The sequence below is a fragment of the Ruegeria sp. D7 genome, assembly GCF_056534355.1.
The window spans coordinates 146,779-164,028 of record NZ_JBQFPG010000006.1; the positions used below are offsets into that span (position 1 = coordinate 146,779).

A 17,250-nucleotide genomic window follows, 5' to 3' on the forward strand; every position below is an offset into this window, starting at 1 on the left:
CAGTGCTATTCGATAAGTTTGAAACTATCCGTCAGCCACGGGATATCATCGCGCAGTGGGGAAATGATGCGGTCATTGATCAATGATCGGGTTTTGGCATCCACAAGCTCAATCACTGATCTTGAACAATCCGGCGTCGCGACCAGCGCCAGTGTGCGTGCAAAGCTCTTGCCCGGAAATGGGTGCATGCACAGCTTTGATTGGAACCGCTTTGCCCGAGAATACAGCAGCGGCGTCGTGATGGTCCAACCCGCACCGGAGGACACCATCGACATCAGCGTCTGATTGTTGCTGCATTCAAACCTGTGAGAGGACGAAATCCCCATCCGGCGTAATTGGGACTCGATCTGGCGCGCGATGATCAGATTGCTGGAATATCGTAGAAACGGCAATTTGGTTCGACCCTCAACAATGTCTTGCAAAGACTTGTCACTCACCGCAGGCAAAACGATCACAAATGGATCGCGCAGAAGGGGGCGATCCTGCAGATCGCGCATTCGTTCGCTAGGAGTAGTGGAAATCCCCAGATCCAACTGCCTGTCGCGCAGCATGTCGATAATCGCGTGGCTGGAATCCGTGTGGTACATGAAATCACAGGCGGGCATATTCGCGTAAAGATAGACCGCCAGCTCTGGAATGATGTCGCTGTCGAAGTCTTCGATCGTGCCGAAACGCAGATAGCTGGCCTCGGTGATGCTTCCTGCAGACGCTTCGGCCTTGGCCTTTCGGATCAGGTGCAGCGCATCGTCGATATTGCGCAGGAAGACCCGGCCCTTTGGGGTCAGAACCATGGGTCTACGGGTGTGGTTGAACAGCTCAACGCCCAGATGGTCTTCGAGATTGCGCAGGTGATGGGAAACGGTGCTTATCGTCAGCCCTGTTTCCTTTGAGGCCGCCTGCAGCGACCCTTTCTGCGCGCATATCTGAAACAGTTCCAGCCATTTGAGGCTGAGGTCTTTCGGAGTAGACTGACGCGGCATTCCGGTGCTTTCGTGAGATCAGGGCATTCCCGGCAAATCTACGCAGATAATGAGAGCTTTGATATCAGAATCTTGGAATTCTGGCTCAATTGCCGAGCACTCAGGTTTCAGAGCTTTCCAAAAAGCCGCGCGCGGTCTGTGCAGCATCCGCGATATGGCTTTCGACTGCTTTTCGGGCTTTGGCAGGATCACCACTGAGGATGGCATCATGGATGGCAGTCATGTGGCTCATCCCAGAACGCTCTCGATTCCGCGCTGCGAGGGTCAAGGCCCGCAGGCGGCTGATCCGGCCGTTCAGACGTTGCACGACATCCCAGGCGATGCTGTGCCCAGCCTTTAGAAAAATCAGTTCATAGAAGCGAGTTGTGGCCTGTAGCAGATTTGACCATTCGGTGTCATTCTGCGCCGCGCCCACTGCTTTCAATGCCTTGCCCAGATCGTTTGCGAAACCTGTCTCATGCGCTTGCGCACAGGCGGCGGCGGCTGAGCCTTCTAGCTGTAAGCGGATGTCATAGATTTGCCGCGCTTGGTCCCAGCTGAGGGTCGAGACGATTGGCCCACGGTTGGGGATAATCTCAACCAAACCTTCGGCTTCCAGAAACCGGATCGTCTCGCGGATGACGGTGCGGCTGACACCAAGCTGATCGCAAAGCGGGCGTTCAACAAGCCGTTCACCGGGGGCAAAATGCCCGGCGATGATCGCTTCGCGCAGGCGTGCTTGCACGATATCCCGCAAGGTTTGCGGTGCTTTTTCGATCTTTTGCAGGGTGGATTCGGTGTTCATCATCGACGCTTTCATATCTGTGGTACGGATCCGGAACAAGTATGATTGACATTTTGTAATATGGTATACCATATTCTCGACCAAAGGCTTGCCAAAGGAATCACCATGTCCGCCGAAATTCGAAAAACGCTTCTGCATGTCGAAGACACTCTAATCGAGGGTGGTAAGTTGGCGGACACTCCGCTGAAGCTAATTGCCGCAATGGCTGTCATTCGGAACCCGTGGGCTGGTCAGGGATTTGTCGAGGATCTTGGCCCTGCAATCCGCGAGTGCGCCCCTGGACTGGGGGAGTTGCTGACCAAAATGATTTTGGATGCTTCAGGTGGCGGCGACCGGGTCGAAGCCTATGGAAAATCCGCGATTGTGGGCTTGAACGGAGAGGTCGAGCATGCGTCGGCCCTGATCCACACGCTGCATTTTGGCAATCATTATCGCAAAGCAGTCGGCGCGAAATCCTACCTTTCCTTCTGCAATACGCGCGGCCCTGCCAATGCGCCGCTGCTGATCCCCTTGATGGACAAACATGATGGCGGTCGTCGCTCTCACTACCTTACGATCCAGACTTCGGTCGCAGATGCACCTGCGGCAGATGAGATTCTGATTGCACTGGGTGCATCGATTGGAGGGCGGCCGCACCACCGGATCGGGGATCGCTATCAGGACATCGAGGAACTTGGTCATGACGTTGACAACCCTGCAGCTGTCTAACTCGGGCCGATCAGTCGCGTTCAGAGAGGCGGGCGAAGGGCAACCGGTCTTTATGATCCATGGCGTTGGCATGCAATCTGCGGCCTGGGGCCCTCAGTTTGACACGCTGAGCCAGCATTGCCGTATAGTTGCGGTTGATCTGCCGGGGCATGGAGGCAGTGACCGTCTGCCATCTGGAAGCCAATTGCCGGATTTTGTTGGCTGGATGCATGATGTTGTCGACGCATTGAATCTGGCTCCGGTCGCAATCATCGGTCATTCAATGGGGGCACTGATTGCCGTCGGCTTTGCGGCAGAGTACCCCGATATCACTAGCCGTGTTGCTATGTTGAACGGCGTCTTCTGTCGCGATGCCTCAGCCCGCGCCGCAGTCATCCAACGGGCCGCTGACATCAGCGCGGGTCGAGTTGATCTGGAAACGCCGTTGTCGCGCTGGTTTGGTGACAGTCCGGGTGATCTGGCTGCCCGTGCGCAGGTGGCGTCGTGGCTTGGGTCTGTGGATCAACGAGGCTACGCCATCGCCTATTCCGCTTTTGCGCGGGGCGATGCCACTTACGCCAGCAAGATGAATCTGATTTCGTGCCCGTTTCTGGCGCTCACCGGCGACGGAGACTCGAACTCAACCCCGGCTATGTCACAAGCTATGGCCGCAGCAGTTCAAAACGGTCGGGCCGTTGTGATCCAAGGCCACCGACATATGGTGAACTTGACAGCACCCGATGAAGTAACAGCGCATCTGGTTGAATGGCTCGGCCAGCCGGCCGAAGAAAGGATTGCGCAATGACCTCGATCGATCCCCGCACGCTGCGAAATGCATTTGGAGCGTTCATGACGGGCGTCACCGTGGTTACGTCGCATGATACCCAAGGTAACCCGATCGGGTTTACCGCGAACTCGTTCACATCCGTCTCACTAGACCCGCCGCTTGTGCTGGTTTGTCTCGCCAACAGTTCAAAGAACTATGACGCATTGATTGCCGCTGACGGGTTTGCCGTCAATATCCTGTCAGAGACACAGATCGAGGTATCCAATACCTTTGCCCGGCCCGTCGAAGACCGGTTTGCCAGCGTCGAGTGGCGGCGTGGACCTGCGGGATCGCCGTTGATCGATGGGTCGTCGGCTTGGTTTGACTGCTCTATGCACAAAACCGTCGAAGCGGGGGATCATGTGATCCTGATCGGCGAGGTCAAAGCCTTCGACAATACTCCGGCACCCGGTCTCGGATATGTCAGGGGGGCCTATGTAACACCATCAACAGCTGCTGGTGCCTTGATGCAGGACACCGGCCTGATCGTCTCAGCCTTGATCGAACGCGCAGGTGAGGTTCTGTTGATCGATGCCGGTGACGGCGCGCTTGCACCGCCCGAGGCAGTGGTTGGGTCAGAAGGTGTTTCAGCGGCATTGGAACAATTGATTGAGGCCACCGGGCTGACCGCAGAGCCGGGCTTTGTTTATTCGGTTTACGAGGATGCTGAGAAAAAGCGTCAACATATCGCGTTTCTGTGTCAGGCCGCAGATGGTGAGCCGAAGAAAGGTAATTTCGTCCCGCTGGACGTCGTATCCTTTGGCACTGTAACCGACACGGCGACCCGAACCATGCTGGAACGATTGTCCGAGGAATCCCGGCTGGGAGATTTTGGCATTTACTACGGAAACAAGAACAGCGGCGAGGTTCGCCCGATTACACGAGGAGGTCACTGACATGCGGTTTTCGCTTTTCGTTCATATGGAACGCACCTCTCCCGATCAGGACCAGCAGGAGCTGTATGAAAACTTCATAGAACTGGCCAAGATCGCTGATGCGGGCGGCATGCATGCGGTCTGGACCGGCGAACATCACGGGATGGATTTCACCATCTCGCCGAACCCGTTCCTGAATATCGTCGATCTGGCACGCCAGACCAACAATGTGCGTCTGGGAACCGGAACCGTTATCGCTCCGTTCTGGCATCCGATCCGGCTGGCCGGAGAGGCCGCAATGACGGACATGATCACGAATGGCCGTTTGGATCTGGGCATTGCGCGTGGCGCCTACAGCTATGAATACGAGCGGATGGTGCCGGGGCTGGACGCCTGGGAGGCAGGCCAGCGTATGCGCGAGCTTGTTCCGGCAGTGCGGGGTCTTTGGGAAGGCGATCATGCGCTGGACGGAGAGTTTCATTCTTTCCCGGCAACCACATCTTCACCCAAGCCTCTGCAACAAAACGGTCCACCGATCTGGGTTGCCGCGCGCGATCCCAACAGTCATGAGTTTGCGGTATCGAACGGTTGTCACGTGCAGGTCACCCCTTTGTGGCAGGGCGACGAAGAGATTACCCGGCTGATGGATACGTTCAATGCCGCTTGTGCCAAATTCCATGACGTCCCGCGCCCCGAAATCATGCTGTTGAACCACACCTACATCGCCTCGGACGAGGCGGATGCCCGTCGCGCGGCGGAAGAGATCAATCGCTTTTATTGCTATTTCGGCGCGTGGTTCAAAAACGAACGCCCAGTGTCGCAGGGACTGATCCAGGCGCTGAGCGATGACGACATCGCTAACCATCCCTTCTATTCGCCCGAGGCGATGATCCGGGACAACGTGATCGCCACGCCCGACAAAGCAATCGAACGCATCAAGGGCTATAGCGATCTTGGATATGATGAGTATTCTTTCTGGATCGACAGTGGGATGAGCTTTGAGCGCAAGAAAGCCTCGCTAGAGCGGTTCATCGCGGACGTCATGCCCGCCTTCGCCTAAGGAGAGAAAATGCGGCAGTTTCAGCACTATATCGGCGGCACGTTTTCGGATGGGACCGCGCAGTTCGACAGCCTTGATCCCGCGACGGGCACCGTTTGGGCGAAAATGCCTGAGGCCCGAACACATGATGTGAACGCCGCGGTTGAGGCTGCGTGTTCAGCGCTGAATGCCCCCGAATGGGCGACCATGACAGCAACGGCTCGTGGTAAACTGTTGTACCGGCTGGCCGATCTGGTCGCCGAAAATGCTCAGACCTTAGCCGAGCTTGAAACGCGCGATACCGGCAAGATCATTCGCGAAACCTCTGCTCAGATCGCCTATGTCGCGGACTACTACCGTTACTATGCCGGATTGGCGGACAAAATCGAAGGGGCGCACCTGCCGATCGACAAGCCCGACATGGAGGTTTGGCTGCACCGCGAACCAGTTGGTGTGGTGGCCGCCATAGTGCCGTGGAATTCGCAACTGTTCCTGTCTGCGGTCAAGATTGGCCCGGCGCTTGCCGCCGGTTGCACAGTCGTTCTGAAAGCATCCGAAGATGGTCCGGCCCCGATGCTGGAATTCGCGCGTATTTTCGATCAGGCAGGCTTCCCGCCCGGAGTTCTGAACGTCATCACCGGCTTCGGGCCGGAATGCGGCGCCGTTCTGACCAGTCACCCGGATGTCGATCATGTTGCCTTTACAGGCGGCCCGGAAACCGCGCGCCATATCGTGCGCAACTCGGCTGAAAACCTCGCTTCGACTTCGTTGGAACTGGGCGGAAAATCCCCGTTCATCGTATTCGAAGATGCCGATATCGAAAGTGCTGTGAACGCGCAGGTTTCGGGGATCTTTGCTGCTACCGGGCAAAGCTGCGTGGCGGGATCGCGATTGGTAATCTCTGATAAGATCAAAGATGAGTTTCTGGCCCGGCTCACCGAAAAAGCGGGTGAGATCGTGATCGGGGCGCCCGATGACCTAAAGACCGAAGTTGGCCCGCTGTGCACTCAGGCTCAGCTTGTGACAGCGGCAAATTTGGTTGCTGAATCCGTCTCGGCAGGGGCTACCGTGATAGCGGGTGGGCAACCTTTGGACCGTGAGGGGCACTATTTTCCACCGACAATCATTGATTGTACGGACGCGCCTGATGCGCCCTGTCTGACGCGCGAAGCCTTTGGTCCGATCCTCTCGGTCGTCAGTTTCGGGACCGAAGCGGAGGCGATACAAATAGCCAACAACACCGCGTTTGGGCTGGCGTCGGGTGTCTTTACCAAAGACTTGACCCGCGCACATCGAATGATCCGCAGAATTCGGGCTGGCATTGTCTGGGTTAACACATATCGCGCTGTCAGCCCGATTGCTCCATTCGGAGGTCATGGACTGTCGGGCCACGGGCGCGAAGGGGGCCTACAGGCGGCGCTTGATTACACGCGGGTCAAATCGGTCTGGTTGCGCACTAGCGACGATCCGATCCCCGATCCGTTCGTGATGCGGTGAATCTGACCAATCAACAGGATCCTTGGGCCAGATTTAGCACACTTTAGACAATCGCATCTCTGCCGCGCGTGCGTGGCCTTCCATGCCTTCCATCCGACTGATCCTGGCAGTGCGTTCAGCAAGCTCGTGCGAGGCTTGCGCTGTGCAGCGCTGCCAAGTCACCGTTTTGGTGAATTTATGCACTGACAGACCGCCGGTATATCGGGCCGCTCCGCTTGTTGGCAAAACATGATTTGGCCCGGACGTCTTGTCGCCGAAGGGCACTGTTGTTTCGGCACCCAGAAACAGCGATCCATAGGTGGTCAGTTGGTCCAGCCACCAATCCAGGTCCTCGGCGATCACCTGCAGATGTTCGGGCGCGTAGTTATTGGCGACCCTGGCAGCCTCGTCGCGGCTGTCGCAAAGAATGATCTCGGCCCGGTCGCGCCATGCCGTGCGCGCTGCACTAGCGTTCGGCTCGGGAAGACTTTCGATCAGGGCATCGGCGCGCGCGATAACACCCTGGGCCAGAGCTTTATCGGTGCTGACCAGCCAGACAGGGCTATCGACGCCGTGCTCGGCTTGGCTCACCAGATCCCAGGCGACAGTCTCGATCGATGCTGTGTGATCGGCAATGACTAAGGTATCGGTTGGACCTGCAAACATGTCGATGCCAACCTTACCAAACAGCATCCGTTTCGCCTCGGCGACATAGGAGTTTCCCGGACCGACAAGAATATCAGCTGGCCGCGCACCAAAAAAGCCATGGGCCATCGCAGCAATCCCCTGAACTCCGCCCAGATTCAGGATCAGATCTGCACCGCTAAGGTCCATCGCATAAACAATTGCATCAGGGATGCCCGCACCGGGACGCGGTGGCGAGACCGCCGTGATGTGGGACACCCCAGCCACCTTTGCCGTGGTAATCGTCATCAACGCACTTGCGATATGGCTATACCGACCACCAGGAACGTAACATCCCGCACTAGCGATCGGGATCTGTTTCTGACCTGCGATCAGGCCGGGCATCACCTCGATCTCGCATTCGCTCACCGTGGTCATCTGCGCTTCGGCAAATCGACGGATATTGGCATGGGCAAAGCGGATGTCGTCTTTGACCTGTTCAGGCACGCGGTCACATGCGGCTTTGCGCGCTTCATCAGTCAACACGAACTCTCCCGTCCAGCCATCGAGCGTTCCGGCATAGCGCCGAACGGCCTCTTCGCCCTCGCGCTCGATATTGGAGAGCATGATTGCGACGATATCGCGGATATCCGAATTTTCTGCATTGGGGCGGGGCAGGGCGGTTTTCAGATAAGAGACGGCCATGGGAAACCTCAACGCGTCAGAGAGTGGGAGTGGATAGCGCCCGCCAGAATATCGACGGTGTCGATGATCGGAACGCTTTTGGGCAAGTCGCGGGTGAGCAGAGAGAATTCGGAGCAGGCCACAAACAAAAGCGCGGCACCCCGGCCCGAAAGGGCGTTAGCAGCGTCGGAAAGTGTGCTGAGTGCAGCGCCGGTTGGCCCTTCGGATTTGATGTGGCGGATCGTGCCGAGCATCCTATCTTCATCCTCGGGCCAGATTGCGGTAAATCCGGCGCGGTTCAGGGGGGCGTCAAAAATTCCGACCTTTCGCAGCGCTGGGGAGGCAAGAATTCCGACCTGGCTGCCAAAAGGCAGGAGTTGCGCCGCTTGATCCACGGTCAGGTCTACCATGTTCAGAAAGGGGATCGAGACGGCGTCCTCTATCTGCGCCGCATAGTGGTGTGCGGTGTTACACGGCATCGCAAGCGCGGTTGCCCCTGATTGCTCCAATCCTCTCGCCATATCGGCCAGAACCGGCCCGGGATCAGACCCGTTGCCCTCGATCAGGTGCGCGATGCGGGAAGGCACCTGTGGGTTCATGTCAATCAATAGTGGCAGGTGATCGGCATCATCCGCCGCCTGTACCGTGGATAACACGCGCTGCTGCAACAGAATTGTCGCCTCTGGGCCCATTCCGCCCAATATGCCGGTGACGCGGGGTTTCATGCAAAGACCTGCTTGCTGGAACTTATCACCGTGATTTACAGATTGACCCAGCGGTCGGTGTGATCGAAAGCGAAATCATAACCGAACAGGCCAACCGAGCCTCCTGTATGCAAGAACACCACACGCTCATCCTTGAACGAGCCCTTGCGCGCCAGATCGATCAGACCGGCGACCCCTTTGGCGGAATAGACCGGGTCGAGCAGAATGCCTTCCAGTTCGGCAAACATGCGGATCGCCTCAATGCCGCTTTCGGTCGGCAAGCCGTAGCCGTCGCCTACATAGTCGGTATTGGCCATCACATCCTCGCGCCGCACCACGTCTGGGCAACCCAATTTCTCAGCCGTGTTGCAGGCTAGATCATAGACCATCTGCTCTTGCTTGGGCTGCGGTGCGCGGGTGCCAATGCCAAGAACCGGAATGCCCGTATTCATGGCGCAAAGCCCGGTGACCAGCCCGGCTTGCGTGCCCGAGGAGCCCGTCGCATGCACCACGCGATCGATTTTGAGACCGGAGTTATTGGCCTGGCTCACAAGCTCTAGCGCGCAGTTCACATAGCCAAGCGCTCCGGTCGGGTTCGAACCTCCGCCCGGAATGACATACACGTTGTGACCTTCTTCACGCTTCTTCGCGGCCGAACGCTCCATCTCGGCGGGCATGTCGTGGCCGCCGGGAAACTTCTCGGTGGTTGCGCCATGCAGATGATCCAGCAGGACATTACCATTGTTGTTGTAGTTGGCGTTGTTATAGCTGGTGCGGTCTTCCAGTAGGATATGACATTTCAAACCCAGCCGGGCAGCGAATGCAGCGGTTTGACGCGCATGGTTCGATTGCGTTGCCCCTTGTGTCATCACCATGTCTGCGCCTTGTGCGAGCGCTTCGCCGAACAGAAACTCTAGTTTACGGGTCTTGTTGCCACCCGTCGACATGCCGGTGCAGTCGTCTCGCTTGATCCAAAGATCGATTCCCAGAGCCTCGGACATACGATCCATCCGTTCAAGCGGAGTTGGCAGATGGGCAAGAAAAACACGGGGAAAACGGGAAAGATGCATCAAGCTGTCCTGATCTGGGCCCGGCACATGGTTCAAGACCGGTAGGTCTTGCCAACATGGGCCGCTGGGTAGGTTTCTGGGTTTAGAATGCCGCCTGTAGTCAAGCCGCAAGGTCAGGCCTAATCACAGCGGATGGGGCGCGTCGGTCAAGCGCACTGTACCCGGTTTCGAAAAAGCCGGAAAATAACTTCGATATTGCGCTCAGATTACCTGGTTGCTCATTCGGGGGGTGCGGGTATGGTTCGAAAGTCGTCATTCAACCAAGGAAACCGCGAATTCATAGGCTCGGTCACATGACGACGGATCAGGTTTTGCAGTGTGTTGTGGATCAGTCGTGTGGTTGTCGACGGATAGATATTGGTCGTGAACAACGACACGGTGCGCGCAAAGCTTTTGCCCGGGAAAGGTAATGCGCGTGTATCTTTGTGGAATCGTCGTGCGCGATAGTAGCTGGCAGCAGTCGTGATCGTCCAACCACTGCCCCCGGCGACAAGTCCGATAATTGACTGATTACATTCAAGTTCGAACCGGTTGGGCAGGTTGATCTTGCTACGGGTTAGCTGAATTTCGATGAGTCTGCCGATGGTGTGATCACGCGAATATCGTAAAAGCGGAAGCGGACTGTCTGATTTGGTCAGTTCCTCGACCGGTCCGTCATATGCGGGCGGAAGAATGACGATAAACGGATCTCGAAGTAGCGGGAATTCGATTAACCCCTCAAAGTGCTCAGGAGGTCGGGTCGCAACGCCTGCATCCAGCTTTTGAGACTGCAGTTTGTCAAGAATCTCATGGCTGGGGCGGGTAAAGTGGCGAAAATTGCACCGCGGCAGGCTTGCAGAGAGATGACGGAACAGTTCTGGCGCGACCCGGCTGTCAAAATCGTCAATCAGGCCTAGACGCAAATCTGTTGCATGTTGCCAACTGCCCGAGCGAAGCTCGGCCTCGCCCCGTTTCAAGGCGATCAAGCCGTCATGCACATGTCGTGAGAACACCGTGCCTGCGGGTGTCAGACCCATGGGTCTGCGGCTGTGGTCCACCAAATCCACATCCAGCGCCTTTTCAAGACTGCGCAAATGATTGGAGACCGTACTGATTGACAAACCGGTTTCAGCGGACACCTTTTGGATTGAACCCAACTTGGAAATAAGTTGGAAGACTTCCAGCCACCTGAGACTGAGTGCTTTCTTTGTCATCGGGGGCTCCCAAACCAGCGAACTATCAGTCAAAAGCGAAACAAAGTTTCGCTTTTTACGCAACCAGTATTTTGATTTACTAATTCAACGCGTAAGGACTATGGTTTTTCTACTGTTCCAGAGTTCGGACGTTTCAAGAGCCGACGAGTGGAACCAGCAGGGAGAAAATAGTCAAAATGATCAAGAAATATCTGCTCACAACAGCATATGCCGGGATTGCGGCCGTCACCGCTTCACAAGCCGCCGCGCTTGATGAACTGACGGTTGCTTATTTCCTCGAATGGCCGATGCCGTTCCAGTATGCGAAAGCAAACGGAACCTACGAAGAAGAACTGGGCGTCAAGATCAACTGGGTGTCTTTCGACACCGGTACCGCCATGTCAGCTGCGATGGCCTCGGGTGATGTACAGATCGCGGTCAGCCAAGGGGTGCCACCGTTTGTGGTAACCACTTCGGCCGGTCAGGACATCCAGATCGTCGATGTGGCGGTTAGCTATTCAGACAACGACAACTGCGTTGTTGCCGAAGCGCTTGAAATCGACAAGGGCAACGCGGGTGAACTGAACGGCAAGAAGGTCGGTGTTCCGATCGGTACAGCTGCGCATTACGGTTTCCTGTCGCAAATGTCTCACTTTGGTGTCGACATCGGTTCAATGGAAATTGTTGACATGGCTCCGGCCGATGGCGCCGCGGCGTTTGCCCAGGGCAACCTCGACATGGTTTGCGGCTGGGGTGGCGCGCTTCGTCGTATGACTGAGCATGGCAACATCCTGCTGACCGGTGCTGAAAAAGAAGAGATCGGTATCCTAGTGTTCGACGTCACTAGCGCTCCGGCAAGCTTCATCGAAGAAGAGCCCGAGCTTCTGTCGAAGTTCCTTAAGGTTACCGCAGATGCCAACGCCAAGTGGAACGCAGGCGACAGCAAAGATGAAATGCTGCCGGTGATTGCCAAGGATGCTGGTATGGATCCTGCAGACGCTGAAGCCACAATCGCGACTTTCACCTTCCCGTCAGTTGAAGACCAGCTATCCGAGAAGTGGCTGGGAGGTGGCGCGCAAGACTTCATGCAGGGTGTTGCAAACGTGTTCGTGTCGGCAGGCAGCATCGAATCCGCTCTGGATTCGTATGATGGTGCCGTTAATGCAGGCCCGCTGACAGCTGCGAATAACTAATCACGCAGGACATTTCATGCGACCGGCCCCGGTTTCGGGCCGGTCGACAGCTATGAAAGCAGGAAGGAGGCAGGATGCCTGAACTGGACATCGTAGAATTGTCCATGCGCTTTGACTTACCCAACGGCTCCTCAGTACAGGCCCTACAAGATGTTTCACTCAGCCTTAAAGAGGGTGAGCTGATGTCTGTCCTTGGCCCGTCGGGCTGTGGTAAAACGACGTTGCTGAACATCGTTGCAGGATTTCTGGCGCCGACATCTGGCAAGATTGAACTGAACGGCCATCTGGTCAAAGGCCCTGATGCTGAACGCGGGATGGTGTTTCAGAAGGGCGCGTTGTTCGAATGGATGAACGTGCGGGAAAATGTCGAGTTTGGCCCGCGTATGAAAGGCATGCCCAAAGCCGAGCGTGACCAGATTTCCGACCATCTGCTTGAGGTCGTCGGGCTTCAGGATTTCAAGGACAAGGCGGTTTATGAACTATCGGGTGGGATGCAGCAGCGTGTAGCGTTGGCGCGGTGCCTGGCAAACGAGCCGGACGTCATCCTGATGGACGAACCGCTGGGTGCTTTGGATGCGCTGACCCGTGAGAAAATGCAGGGCCTTGTCCTGAAGCTTTGGAAAGAAACAGGCAAGACGATCATCCTGATCACCCACTCGGTCGAAGAGGCCTTGTTGCTGGGTGAGCGTCTGATTGTCATGGCCCCCAGACCGGGGCGCATTCACCGCGAATACAATCTGCCTTTTGCTGAACGCGGTGTGAATGCCGATCTGCGTGATGTGAAGAAATCCGAAGGTTTTGCGGAAAAGCGCGATGAGATCCTCTCGATGATCTGGGAGATGGAAGAAGAAATTATGGGTCGGACGGAGCAGGCATCATGATTGTACTTCTCTTCTATATCGGCCTGTTCGGTGGCGCGTTTTTTATCGTCTACGCGTTACGCCGCGGTTTGCAATCGCGTCAGGATTTCACAAGCTTGAAAACTGTGACTTTCGGCGACGAAAGTGCCGTACGAGCGGATAGGGCTGCATCGATAATCTCGGTTCTCGTGATCTTTGTGATCTGGGCGGCTTTCACCGGCTCGAAGTTGTTTCCGATCCATGTGCCGGGCCCATTTGTGGGTGATACGCAATTCACCTATACGCTCGAAAACGCGGATGGCAGCACGGATGAAGCCACGATTTTTGTTCGCGTTCCAGCCTTTGGTGAGGAAGCAGAGAAATTCGAAGTCGAGCCCGGCAGCGGGTTTGCCAAAGACGATGCGGTTGCAGCTGCTGCGGGCCGCTCATCGACGATCCTGTTCGACAAGAACGATGATGCCAAACGCAATGAGGGTGCAAAGATCGTCGCGATCAACGGCACACCTATAGGTGAAGGCCAAAAGGTTGATACAGGCGATGGTACCGTAACGCTGACCGGGAAAGGGGCGATCAGTTTCACCCCCAAACAGGGCTTGCAGATGAACCCCATCTGGCTTCCAGCCCCTGAAACCGTTGTGGCCCGGTTCTTTGAGATTGCGAATGAAGGCTACCAGAACTTCTCGCTTTGGGAGCATCTGGGCTGGTCGCTGTTGCGCGTAATTGCTGGGTTTATCGCAGGTGCGCTTGTGGGGATTCCGCTGGGTTATGCAATGGGCCTATCCGGTTGGTTTCGAGGCTGGTTCGATCCGATTGTCGAGTTCATGCGACCGGTGCCGCCACTTGCGCTGATCCCACTGGTGATCATCTGGTTCGGCATCTGGGAGACCGGCAAGATCGTTCTGCTGTTCCTTGCGGCCCTTTGGATCATGACCATCGCCGCGCGGGCTGGTGTGTCCGGTGTGAACATCTCGAAAATCCACGCAGCGTATTCTCTGGGGGCGTCGAAATGGCAGATCATGCGCCATGTGATCGTGCCCAACTCGCTGCCCGAGATTTTCACCGGTGCACGTGTGGCCATGGGTGTCTGTTGGGGAACTGTTGTTGCGGCTGAACTGGTTGCCGCACAAAAGGGTGCCGGTATGATGATCATTGCCGCATCCAAATTCCAGCTGACCGACATTGTCATCATGGGGATCGTCCTGATCGGGGTGATCGGATATGGAATCGATATCCTGATGCGCAAGGCCGAGAACTGGCTGGTGCCATGGAAAGGCCGCAGCTGATCGGTCGTTCCCGATACTGTGGTAACAAAGCGGCCCCCGAGCAATCTCGGGGGCCTTTGCTTTAGCTGCAGGAAAAAACGCGGCGTTGGAACTGGCTGCTTTTCTAGCTTGAACACGGCATCGGTCTGTATACCTTCAGAGCTCCTGTGCCCAAGGCGGGTTTGCCCCCGCTCGGGATACGGTGACGGCAGCGACCTTTGCACCGTATTCAAGCGCGTCGCGAAGACTGCTTGTGGGCAAAGTGCGCAAGGCGGGTTTGTTGAGGTGACTGGTTTGGCTCAACGCGGCCAGCACACCTGCGTTGAACGTATCGCCAGCACCAACAGTATCCACGACCTTAACCTTCTGGACGGGCACGGAAACGTCCGTTCCATCAGAAAGATAGCCTGTCGCGCCATCCCCCCCTTTGGTCACGATTGCGATCGCTGGTCCTGCACGAAGCAGCAGTGGAATTTTCTCGGCATGGCTTTCGGGGCCCGGTATAATCCAATCAAGGTCTTCATCGGAAACTTTAATGATGTCGGTCTTTGCGATCATACGGTTCAAGCGGGTCCGGTATCGCGTCTGATCCTTGATAAAGCTGGGTCGAATATTGGGGTCCAGCATTACGGCACGATCCGCGCCATGACGATCAAGTGTGGCCGCGTAGGCATCGGCACAGGGTTCGCAAGCCAGGCTGATCCCTCCGAAATACAGTGCGGAAACGCCCGGTAGTTGATCCGGCATGTCTTCGGGCCGCAGCATCCGGCCCGCCGTATTCTCATCGACAAAACTGTATGTGGCGTGCCCATCCCGCAATTGCACGAATGCAAGTGTCGTAGGACGGTCCGAGCGGATAACATGCGAGGTCGCGACATGGCTGATCTGCAAGGCGGCGATCAACTGTTCTCCGAACATGTCCGTAGATAGCCCTGACAGAAGCCCCGTTTGAATGCCCAAACGACCCAATGCAATTGCTGTATTGAAGATCGCGCCGCCGGAATGTGGGACAAACCCTTTGCTGCCAGAAACCGTTGGTTCGGCAATCATATCGATCAGAGCTTCTCCACAGCACAGGATCATTCCGCTACCCTTCGATCTGCCTAAAAAATGCACGGCCAAATTACCGTGCCAAGGCATTCTTACAGAAATTGTTAGCGCCAACAATGCCAAACTCATTCTGCTCCGACACATACAGGTTCATTGATCGCCGCAGTTCATCAAACCGACCTCCTGCGTTGAAGGCCCGCAGAAAATCCTGACCAAACAGCCAGCGGTTCTTTTCGGCCACCCCGCCAACCAGAAATACGCCTCCGGCGGGGATAAGAGCGACAGCAAGATCGCCCATGATGGCGCCCAGATGCTCGGTGAACATTCGCGCCGCCTTAACAGCGCAGGCATCCGAGCCGTCCTGAGCATCCTGCAGAATGTCTTTTGCCGAACGTATCATGCCGTTGGGCTGACCTTCGGCCATTCCGATCGCCTGATAGAGAACCGGTAGGCCAGTTCCGCTCAGGAACATCTCGGCCTCGATGGTGAGCGTATCGTCAAAAAAGCACTCGGGTATGATCTTGCGCGCTGCGCGGAAAACCTCGACCTCGTCAAGATGGCGCGGGGACAATCCAACATGGCCGCCTTCGCCGGAAACGGTGTGAAAATGTCCTTCAGAGTAGAGCAGGGCGCCCACACCCAGCCCGGTTCCCGGCCCGACAACTAGCCGTGTCCCCAATGGTGGAGCGGGTGAGCCCTGCAATACCTCAACATCATTCTCGGTAATCTCGGCGACTGACCATGCGGCAGCCGTGAAATCATTGATGACATAGGTATGGTGCGCGCCGGTTGCTCGGGCCAGAGCGTCTTCGGAAAGATCAAGATTGGCATTGGTCAGGCGAATGGTGCCGTCCTGAACCGGCCCCGCCCCGGCCGCGACCACAGCGCGCGGCTGTGTCCCGACCTCGTCGCATAAACTGTGTAATGCGTCTTGCAGGTCGCTTACAGTGCCCGTGGGGTGTTTGCGAAGATCGGTCAGCGCCCCCTCGGTTACGACGCCCAATCTTGTATTGGTGCCGCCGATATCGGCCACCAGATTCCAATGTGCGTGTAACCCTCCCTTGGGTCTAACCCATGGGGCCGGCTGGGCGTCACTTGTTTGGATTGTCTGCAACGCCTCGACGTCGGTCCCGGACTGAACGAAAATGCCGTGTACCAAGGTGTCGGATTCAAGTGCGTCATGCACGCGCGCCAGCGAATGCACCAAGTCATGACCCGCATCGGCGGCTACGGTCACGAATGAAGGCAGCGATTGCTCATGTGTTGTGCGCATGAGTATGTCTATGTCAGCGCCCTCTTTCACGACTACGCTGCACCAATCAATCGGCTCGGCGATGATGGAAAAATCATCCCGCCAATTTTCGGGAAAGTGGCGGGCCAATCGATCCAGCAAAGACTGCGGGTATTGCCCGTTGGTTATCGTATCAAGGATGAGCGGATCGACCTCTACACCCAGATTGGCCATCCCATAGCTCCGCATTTCCTGACGCGCCGCGCCCTGTGCAAGCAATTGATGGTGCAGGCTGCGGGCATTAGTGCGAGGGTCGCGTTCGATTCCGACGGACGGGTTCAAGGTAGAGATGTTGAATATCCGATCACCCATCCGAGCGACGATTACCTCAGAAAACGCTGCAAAATAGTCGGCCATTACTCGATTGCGCCACCCGCCGATATCCTCTAGCGCTGGGGGGATATCGTTGTGATCCAGCACGATGCATGGCCGAATGCTGTGTGCCAAAAGCTGATCAATCCGCTGCTCGCACTGATCCAATGCGCGTGCATCAGGAATGCGACCGTCTGGCATGATGTGCTGCCAACGGACTGTAAAGCGGTGCATGTCTAGCCCAGTTGCCGGTTCTGCAGGGGAAGCCGCACCAAACAGAAAGCCATTGGGAAAGTCAGAACGGGTATATTTCATTGTCGCAACCTGTTGGAGCCATGACCAGCGTCTCGCCATCTAACAG

At 56.5% G+C, this 17,250-nt stretch carries 16 protein-coding genes; 8 read left to right on the plus strand and 8 right to left on the minus strand.

The window, feature by feature from the left end:
- Window positions 1-5: 5 nt before the first annotated feature.
- A complete protein-coding gene (locus ACRZ9U_RS10960) occupies window positions 6-980 on the minus strand; it encodes a LysR family transcriptional regulator (RefSeq protein WP_170407721.1) in 975 nt (324 codons plus the stop codon).
- A 100-nt stretch (window positions 981-1,080) separates the two neighbouring features.
- Window positions 1,081-1,767 carry a GntR family transcriptional regulator gene (locus tag ACRZ9U_RS10965; RefSeq protein WP_170407724.1) on the minus strand — a complete coding sequence of 229 codons (687 nt, stop codon included), beginning with the start codon at window positions 1,765-1,767 and terminating at the stop codon, window positions 1,081-1,083.
- A gap of 102 nt (window positions 1,768-1,869) precedes the next feature.
- On the opposite strand from ACRZ9U_RS10965, the gene ACRZ9U_RS10970 reads away from it, so the two are divergent.
- From ACRZ9U_RS10970 to ACRZ9U_RS10990, 5 genes are read left to right on the plus strand one after another with little or no spacing between them, the layout of a single operon-like run.
- Window positions 1,870-2,472, plus strand: coding sequence for an amino acid synthesis family protein (locus tag ACRZ9U_RS10970; protein ID WP_170407727.1), 603 nt, complete (start codon window positions 1,870-1,872; stop codon window positions 2,470-2,472).
- Window positions 2,444-3,256, plus strand: a complete 813-nt coding sequence (locus ACRZ9U_RS10975) for an alpha/beta fold hydrolase (protein WP_170407730.1) — start codon at window positions 2,444-2,446, stop codon at window positions 3,254-3,256. The genes ACRZ9U_RS10970 and ACRZ9U_RS10975 overlap by 29 nt, the downstream gene beginning before the upstream one ends.
- Window positions 3,253-4,173, plus strand: a complete 921-nt coding sequence (locus ACRZ9U_RS10980; protein ID WP_170407733.1) for a flavin reductase — start codon at window positions 3,253-3,255, stop codon at window positions 4,171-4,173. The genes ACRZ9U_RS10975 and ACRZ9U_RS10980 overlap by 4 nt, the downstream gene beginning before the upstream one ends.
- Before the next feature lies 1 nt (window position 4,174).
- The gene (locus ACRZ9U_RS10985; RefSeq protein ID WP_170407735.1) at window positions 4,175-5,212 is read left to right on the plus strand and encodes an LLM class flavin-dependent oxidoreductase; all 1,038 of its coding nucleotides are present in this window, start codon (window positions 4,175-4,177) and stop codon (window positions 5,210-5,212) included.
- Window positions 5,213-5,221: 9 nt separating this feature from the next.
- Complete coding sequence (locus tag ACRZ9U_RS10990) at window positions 5,222-6,688, plus strand: aldehyde dehydrogenase (protein ID WP_170407738.1); 1,467 nt, start codon at window positions 5,222-5,224, stop codon at window positions 6,686-6,688.
- Between the two features lie 33 nt (window positions 6,689-6,721).
- On the opposite strand, the gene hisD is transcribed toward ACRZ9U_RS10990, so the two are convergent.
- From hisD to ACRZ9U_RS11010, 4 genes are all read right to left on the minus strand, one after another.
- Window positions 6,722-7,996: a histidinol dehydrogenase gene (gene hisD, locus ACRZ9U_RS10995; RefSeq protein WP_170407741.1), complete on the minus strand. Its 1,275-nt coding sequence runs from the start codon at window positions 7,994-7,996 to the stop codon at window positions 6,722-6,724.
- An 8-nt stretch (window positions 7,997-8,004) separates the two neighbouring features.
- On the minus strand, window positions 8,005-8,700 hold the full coding sequence (gene cuyB / locus ACRZ9U_RS11000) for a cysteate racemase (RefSeq protein ID WP_170407743.1): 696 nt from the start codon (window positions 8,698-8,700) through the stop codon (window positions 8,005-8,007).
- A gap of 35 nt (window positions 8,701-8,735) precedes the next feature.
- A complete protein-coding gene (cuyA, locus tag ACRZ9U_RS11005; RefSeq protein WP_170407746.1) occupies window positions 8,736-9,749 on the minus strand; it encodes a D-cysteate sulfo-lyase in 1,014 nt (337 codons plus the stop codon).
- 218 nt (window positions 9,750-9,967) lie between these two features.
- Window positions 9,968-10,942 carry a LysR family transcriptional regulator gene (locus tag ACRZ9U_RS11010; RefSeq protein WP_170394403.1) on the minus strand — a complete coding sequence of 325 codons (975 nt, stop codon included), beginning with the start codon at window positions 10,940-10,942 and terminating at the stop codon, window positions 9,968-9,970.
- A 176-nt stretch (window positions 10,943-11,118) separates the two neighbouring features.
- Here ACRZ9U_RS11010 and ACRZ9U_RS11015 point away from each other — a divergent pair, with 176 nt between their 5' ends.
- From ACRZ9U_RS11015 to ACRZ9U_RS11025, 3 genes are all read left to right on the plus strand, one after another.
- Window positions 11,119-12,114: a taurine ABC transporter substrate-binding protein gene (locus ACRZ9U_RS11015; protein WP_170394406.1), complete on the plus strand. Its 996-nt coding sequence runs from the start codon at window positions 11,119-11,121 to the stop codon at window positions 12,112-12,114.
- Between the two features lie 74 nt (window positions 12,115-12,188).
- A complete protein-coding gene (locus ACRZ9U_RS11020; protein ID WP_170394409.1) occupies window positions 12,189-12,995 on the plus strand; it encodes a taurine ABC transporter ATP-binding protein in 807 nt (268 codons plus the stop codon).
- Window positions 12,992-14,257, plus strand: a complete 1,266-nt coding sequence (locus tag ACRZ9U_RS11025; RefSeq protein WP_170394412.1) for an ABC transporter permease — start codon at window positions 12,992-12,994, stop codon at window positions 14,255-14,257. Before ACRZ9U_RS11020 ends, ACRZ9U_RS11025 begins: the two co-directional genes overlap by 4 nt.
- Window positions 14,258-14,392: 135 nt before the next feature.
- On the opposite strand, the gene ACRZ9U_RS11030 is transcribed toward ACRZ9U_RS11025, so the two are convergent.
- Both ACRZ9U_RS11030 and ACRZ9U_RS11035 read right to left on the minus strand, forming a co-directional pair.
- Window positions 14,393-15,319 (minus strand): carbohydrate kinase family protein, encoded by a 927-nt coding sequence (locus tag ACRZ9U_RS11030; RefSeq protein ID WP_170407750.1) that lies wholly within the window; start codon window positions 15,317-15,319, stop codon window positions 14,393-14,395.
- A gap of 40 nt (window positions 15,320-15,359) precedes the next feature.
- Window positions 15,360-17,204: a family 1 glycosylhydrolase gene (locus tag ACRZ9U_RS11035; protein WP_170407752.1), complete on the minus strand. Its 1,845-nt coding sequence runs from the start codon at window positions 17,202-17,204 to the stop codon at window positions 15,360-15,362.
- Window positions 17,205-17,250: the final 46 nt, after the last annotated feature.

Bases quoted from the DNA above. Each gene is read 5' to 3' on its own strand.
- ACRZ9U_RS10960 (WP_170407721.1), bottom strand. From the start codon at position 980: ATGCCGCGTCAGTCTACTCCGAAAGACCTCAGCCTCAAATGGCTGGAA.
- ACRZ9U_RS10965 (WP_170407724.1), bottom strand. From the start codon at position 1,767: ATGATGAACACCGAATCCACCCTGCAAAAGATCGAAAAAGCACCGCAA.
- ACRZ9U_RS10970 (WP_170407727.1), top strand. From the start codon at position 1,870: ATGTCCGCCGAAATTCGAAAAACGCTTCTGCATGTCGAAGACACTCTA.
- ACRZ9U_RS10975 (WP_170407730.1), top strand. From the start codon at position 2,444: ATGACGTTGACAACCCTGCAGCTGTCTAACTCGGGCCGATCAGTCGCG.
- ACRZ9U_RS10980 (WP_170407733.1), top strand. From the start codon at position 3,253: ATGACCTCGATCGATCCCCGCACGCTGCGAAATGCATTTGGAGCGTTC.
- ACRZ9U_RS10985 (WP_170407735.1), top strand. From the start codon at position 4,175: ATGCGGTTTTCGCTTTTCGTTCATATGGAACGCACCTCTCCCGATCAG.
- ACRZ9U_RS10990 (WP_170407738.1), top strand. From the start codon at position 5,222: ATGCGGCAGTTTCAGCACTATATCGGCGGCACGTTTTCGGATGGGACC.
- hisD (WP_170407741.1), bottom strand. From the start codon at position 7,996: ATGGCCGTCTCTTATCTGAAAACCGCCCTGCCCCGCCCCAATGCAGAA.
- cuyB (WP_170407743.1), bottom strand. From the start codon at position 8,700: ATGAAACCCCGCGTCACCGGCATATTGGGCGGAATGGGCCCAGAGGCG.
- cuyA (WP_170407746.1), bottom strand. From the start codon at position 9,749: ATGCATCTTTCCCGTTTTCCCCGTGTTTTTCTTGCCCATCTGCCAACT.
- ACRZ9U_RS11010 (WP_170394403.1), bottom strand. From the start codon at position 10,942: ATGACAAAGAAAGCACTCAGTCTCAGGTGGCTGGAAGTCTTCCAACTT.
- ACRZ9U_RS11015 (WP_170394406.1), top strand. From the start codon at position 11,119: ATGATCAAGAAATATCTGCTCACAACAGCATATGCCGGGATTGCGGCC.
- ACRZ9U_RS11020 (WP_170394409.1), top strand. From the start codon at position 12,189: ATGCCTGAACTGGACATCGTAGAATTGTCCATGCGCTTTGACTTACCC.
- ACRZ9U_RS11025 (WP_170394412.1), top strand. From the start codon at position 12,992: ATGATTGTACTTCTCTTCTATATCGGCCTGTTCGGTGGCGCGTTTTTT.
- ACRZ9U_RS11030 (WP_170407750.1), bottom strand. From the start codon at position 15,319: ATGATCCTGTGCTGTGGAGAAGCTCTGATCGATATGATTGCCGAACCA.
- ACRZ9U_RS11035 (WP_170407752.1), bottom strand. From the start codon at position 17,204: ATGAAATATACCCGTTCTGACTTTCCCAATGGCTTTCTGTTTGGTGCG.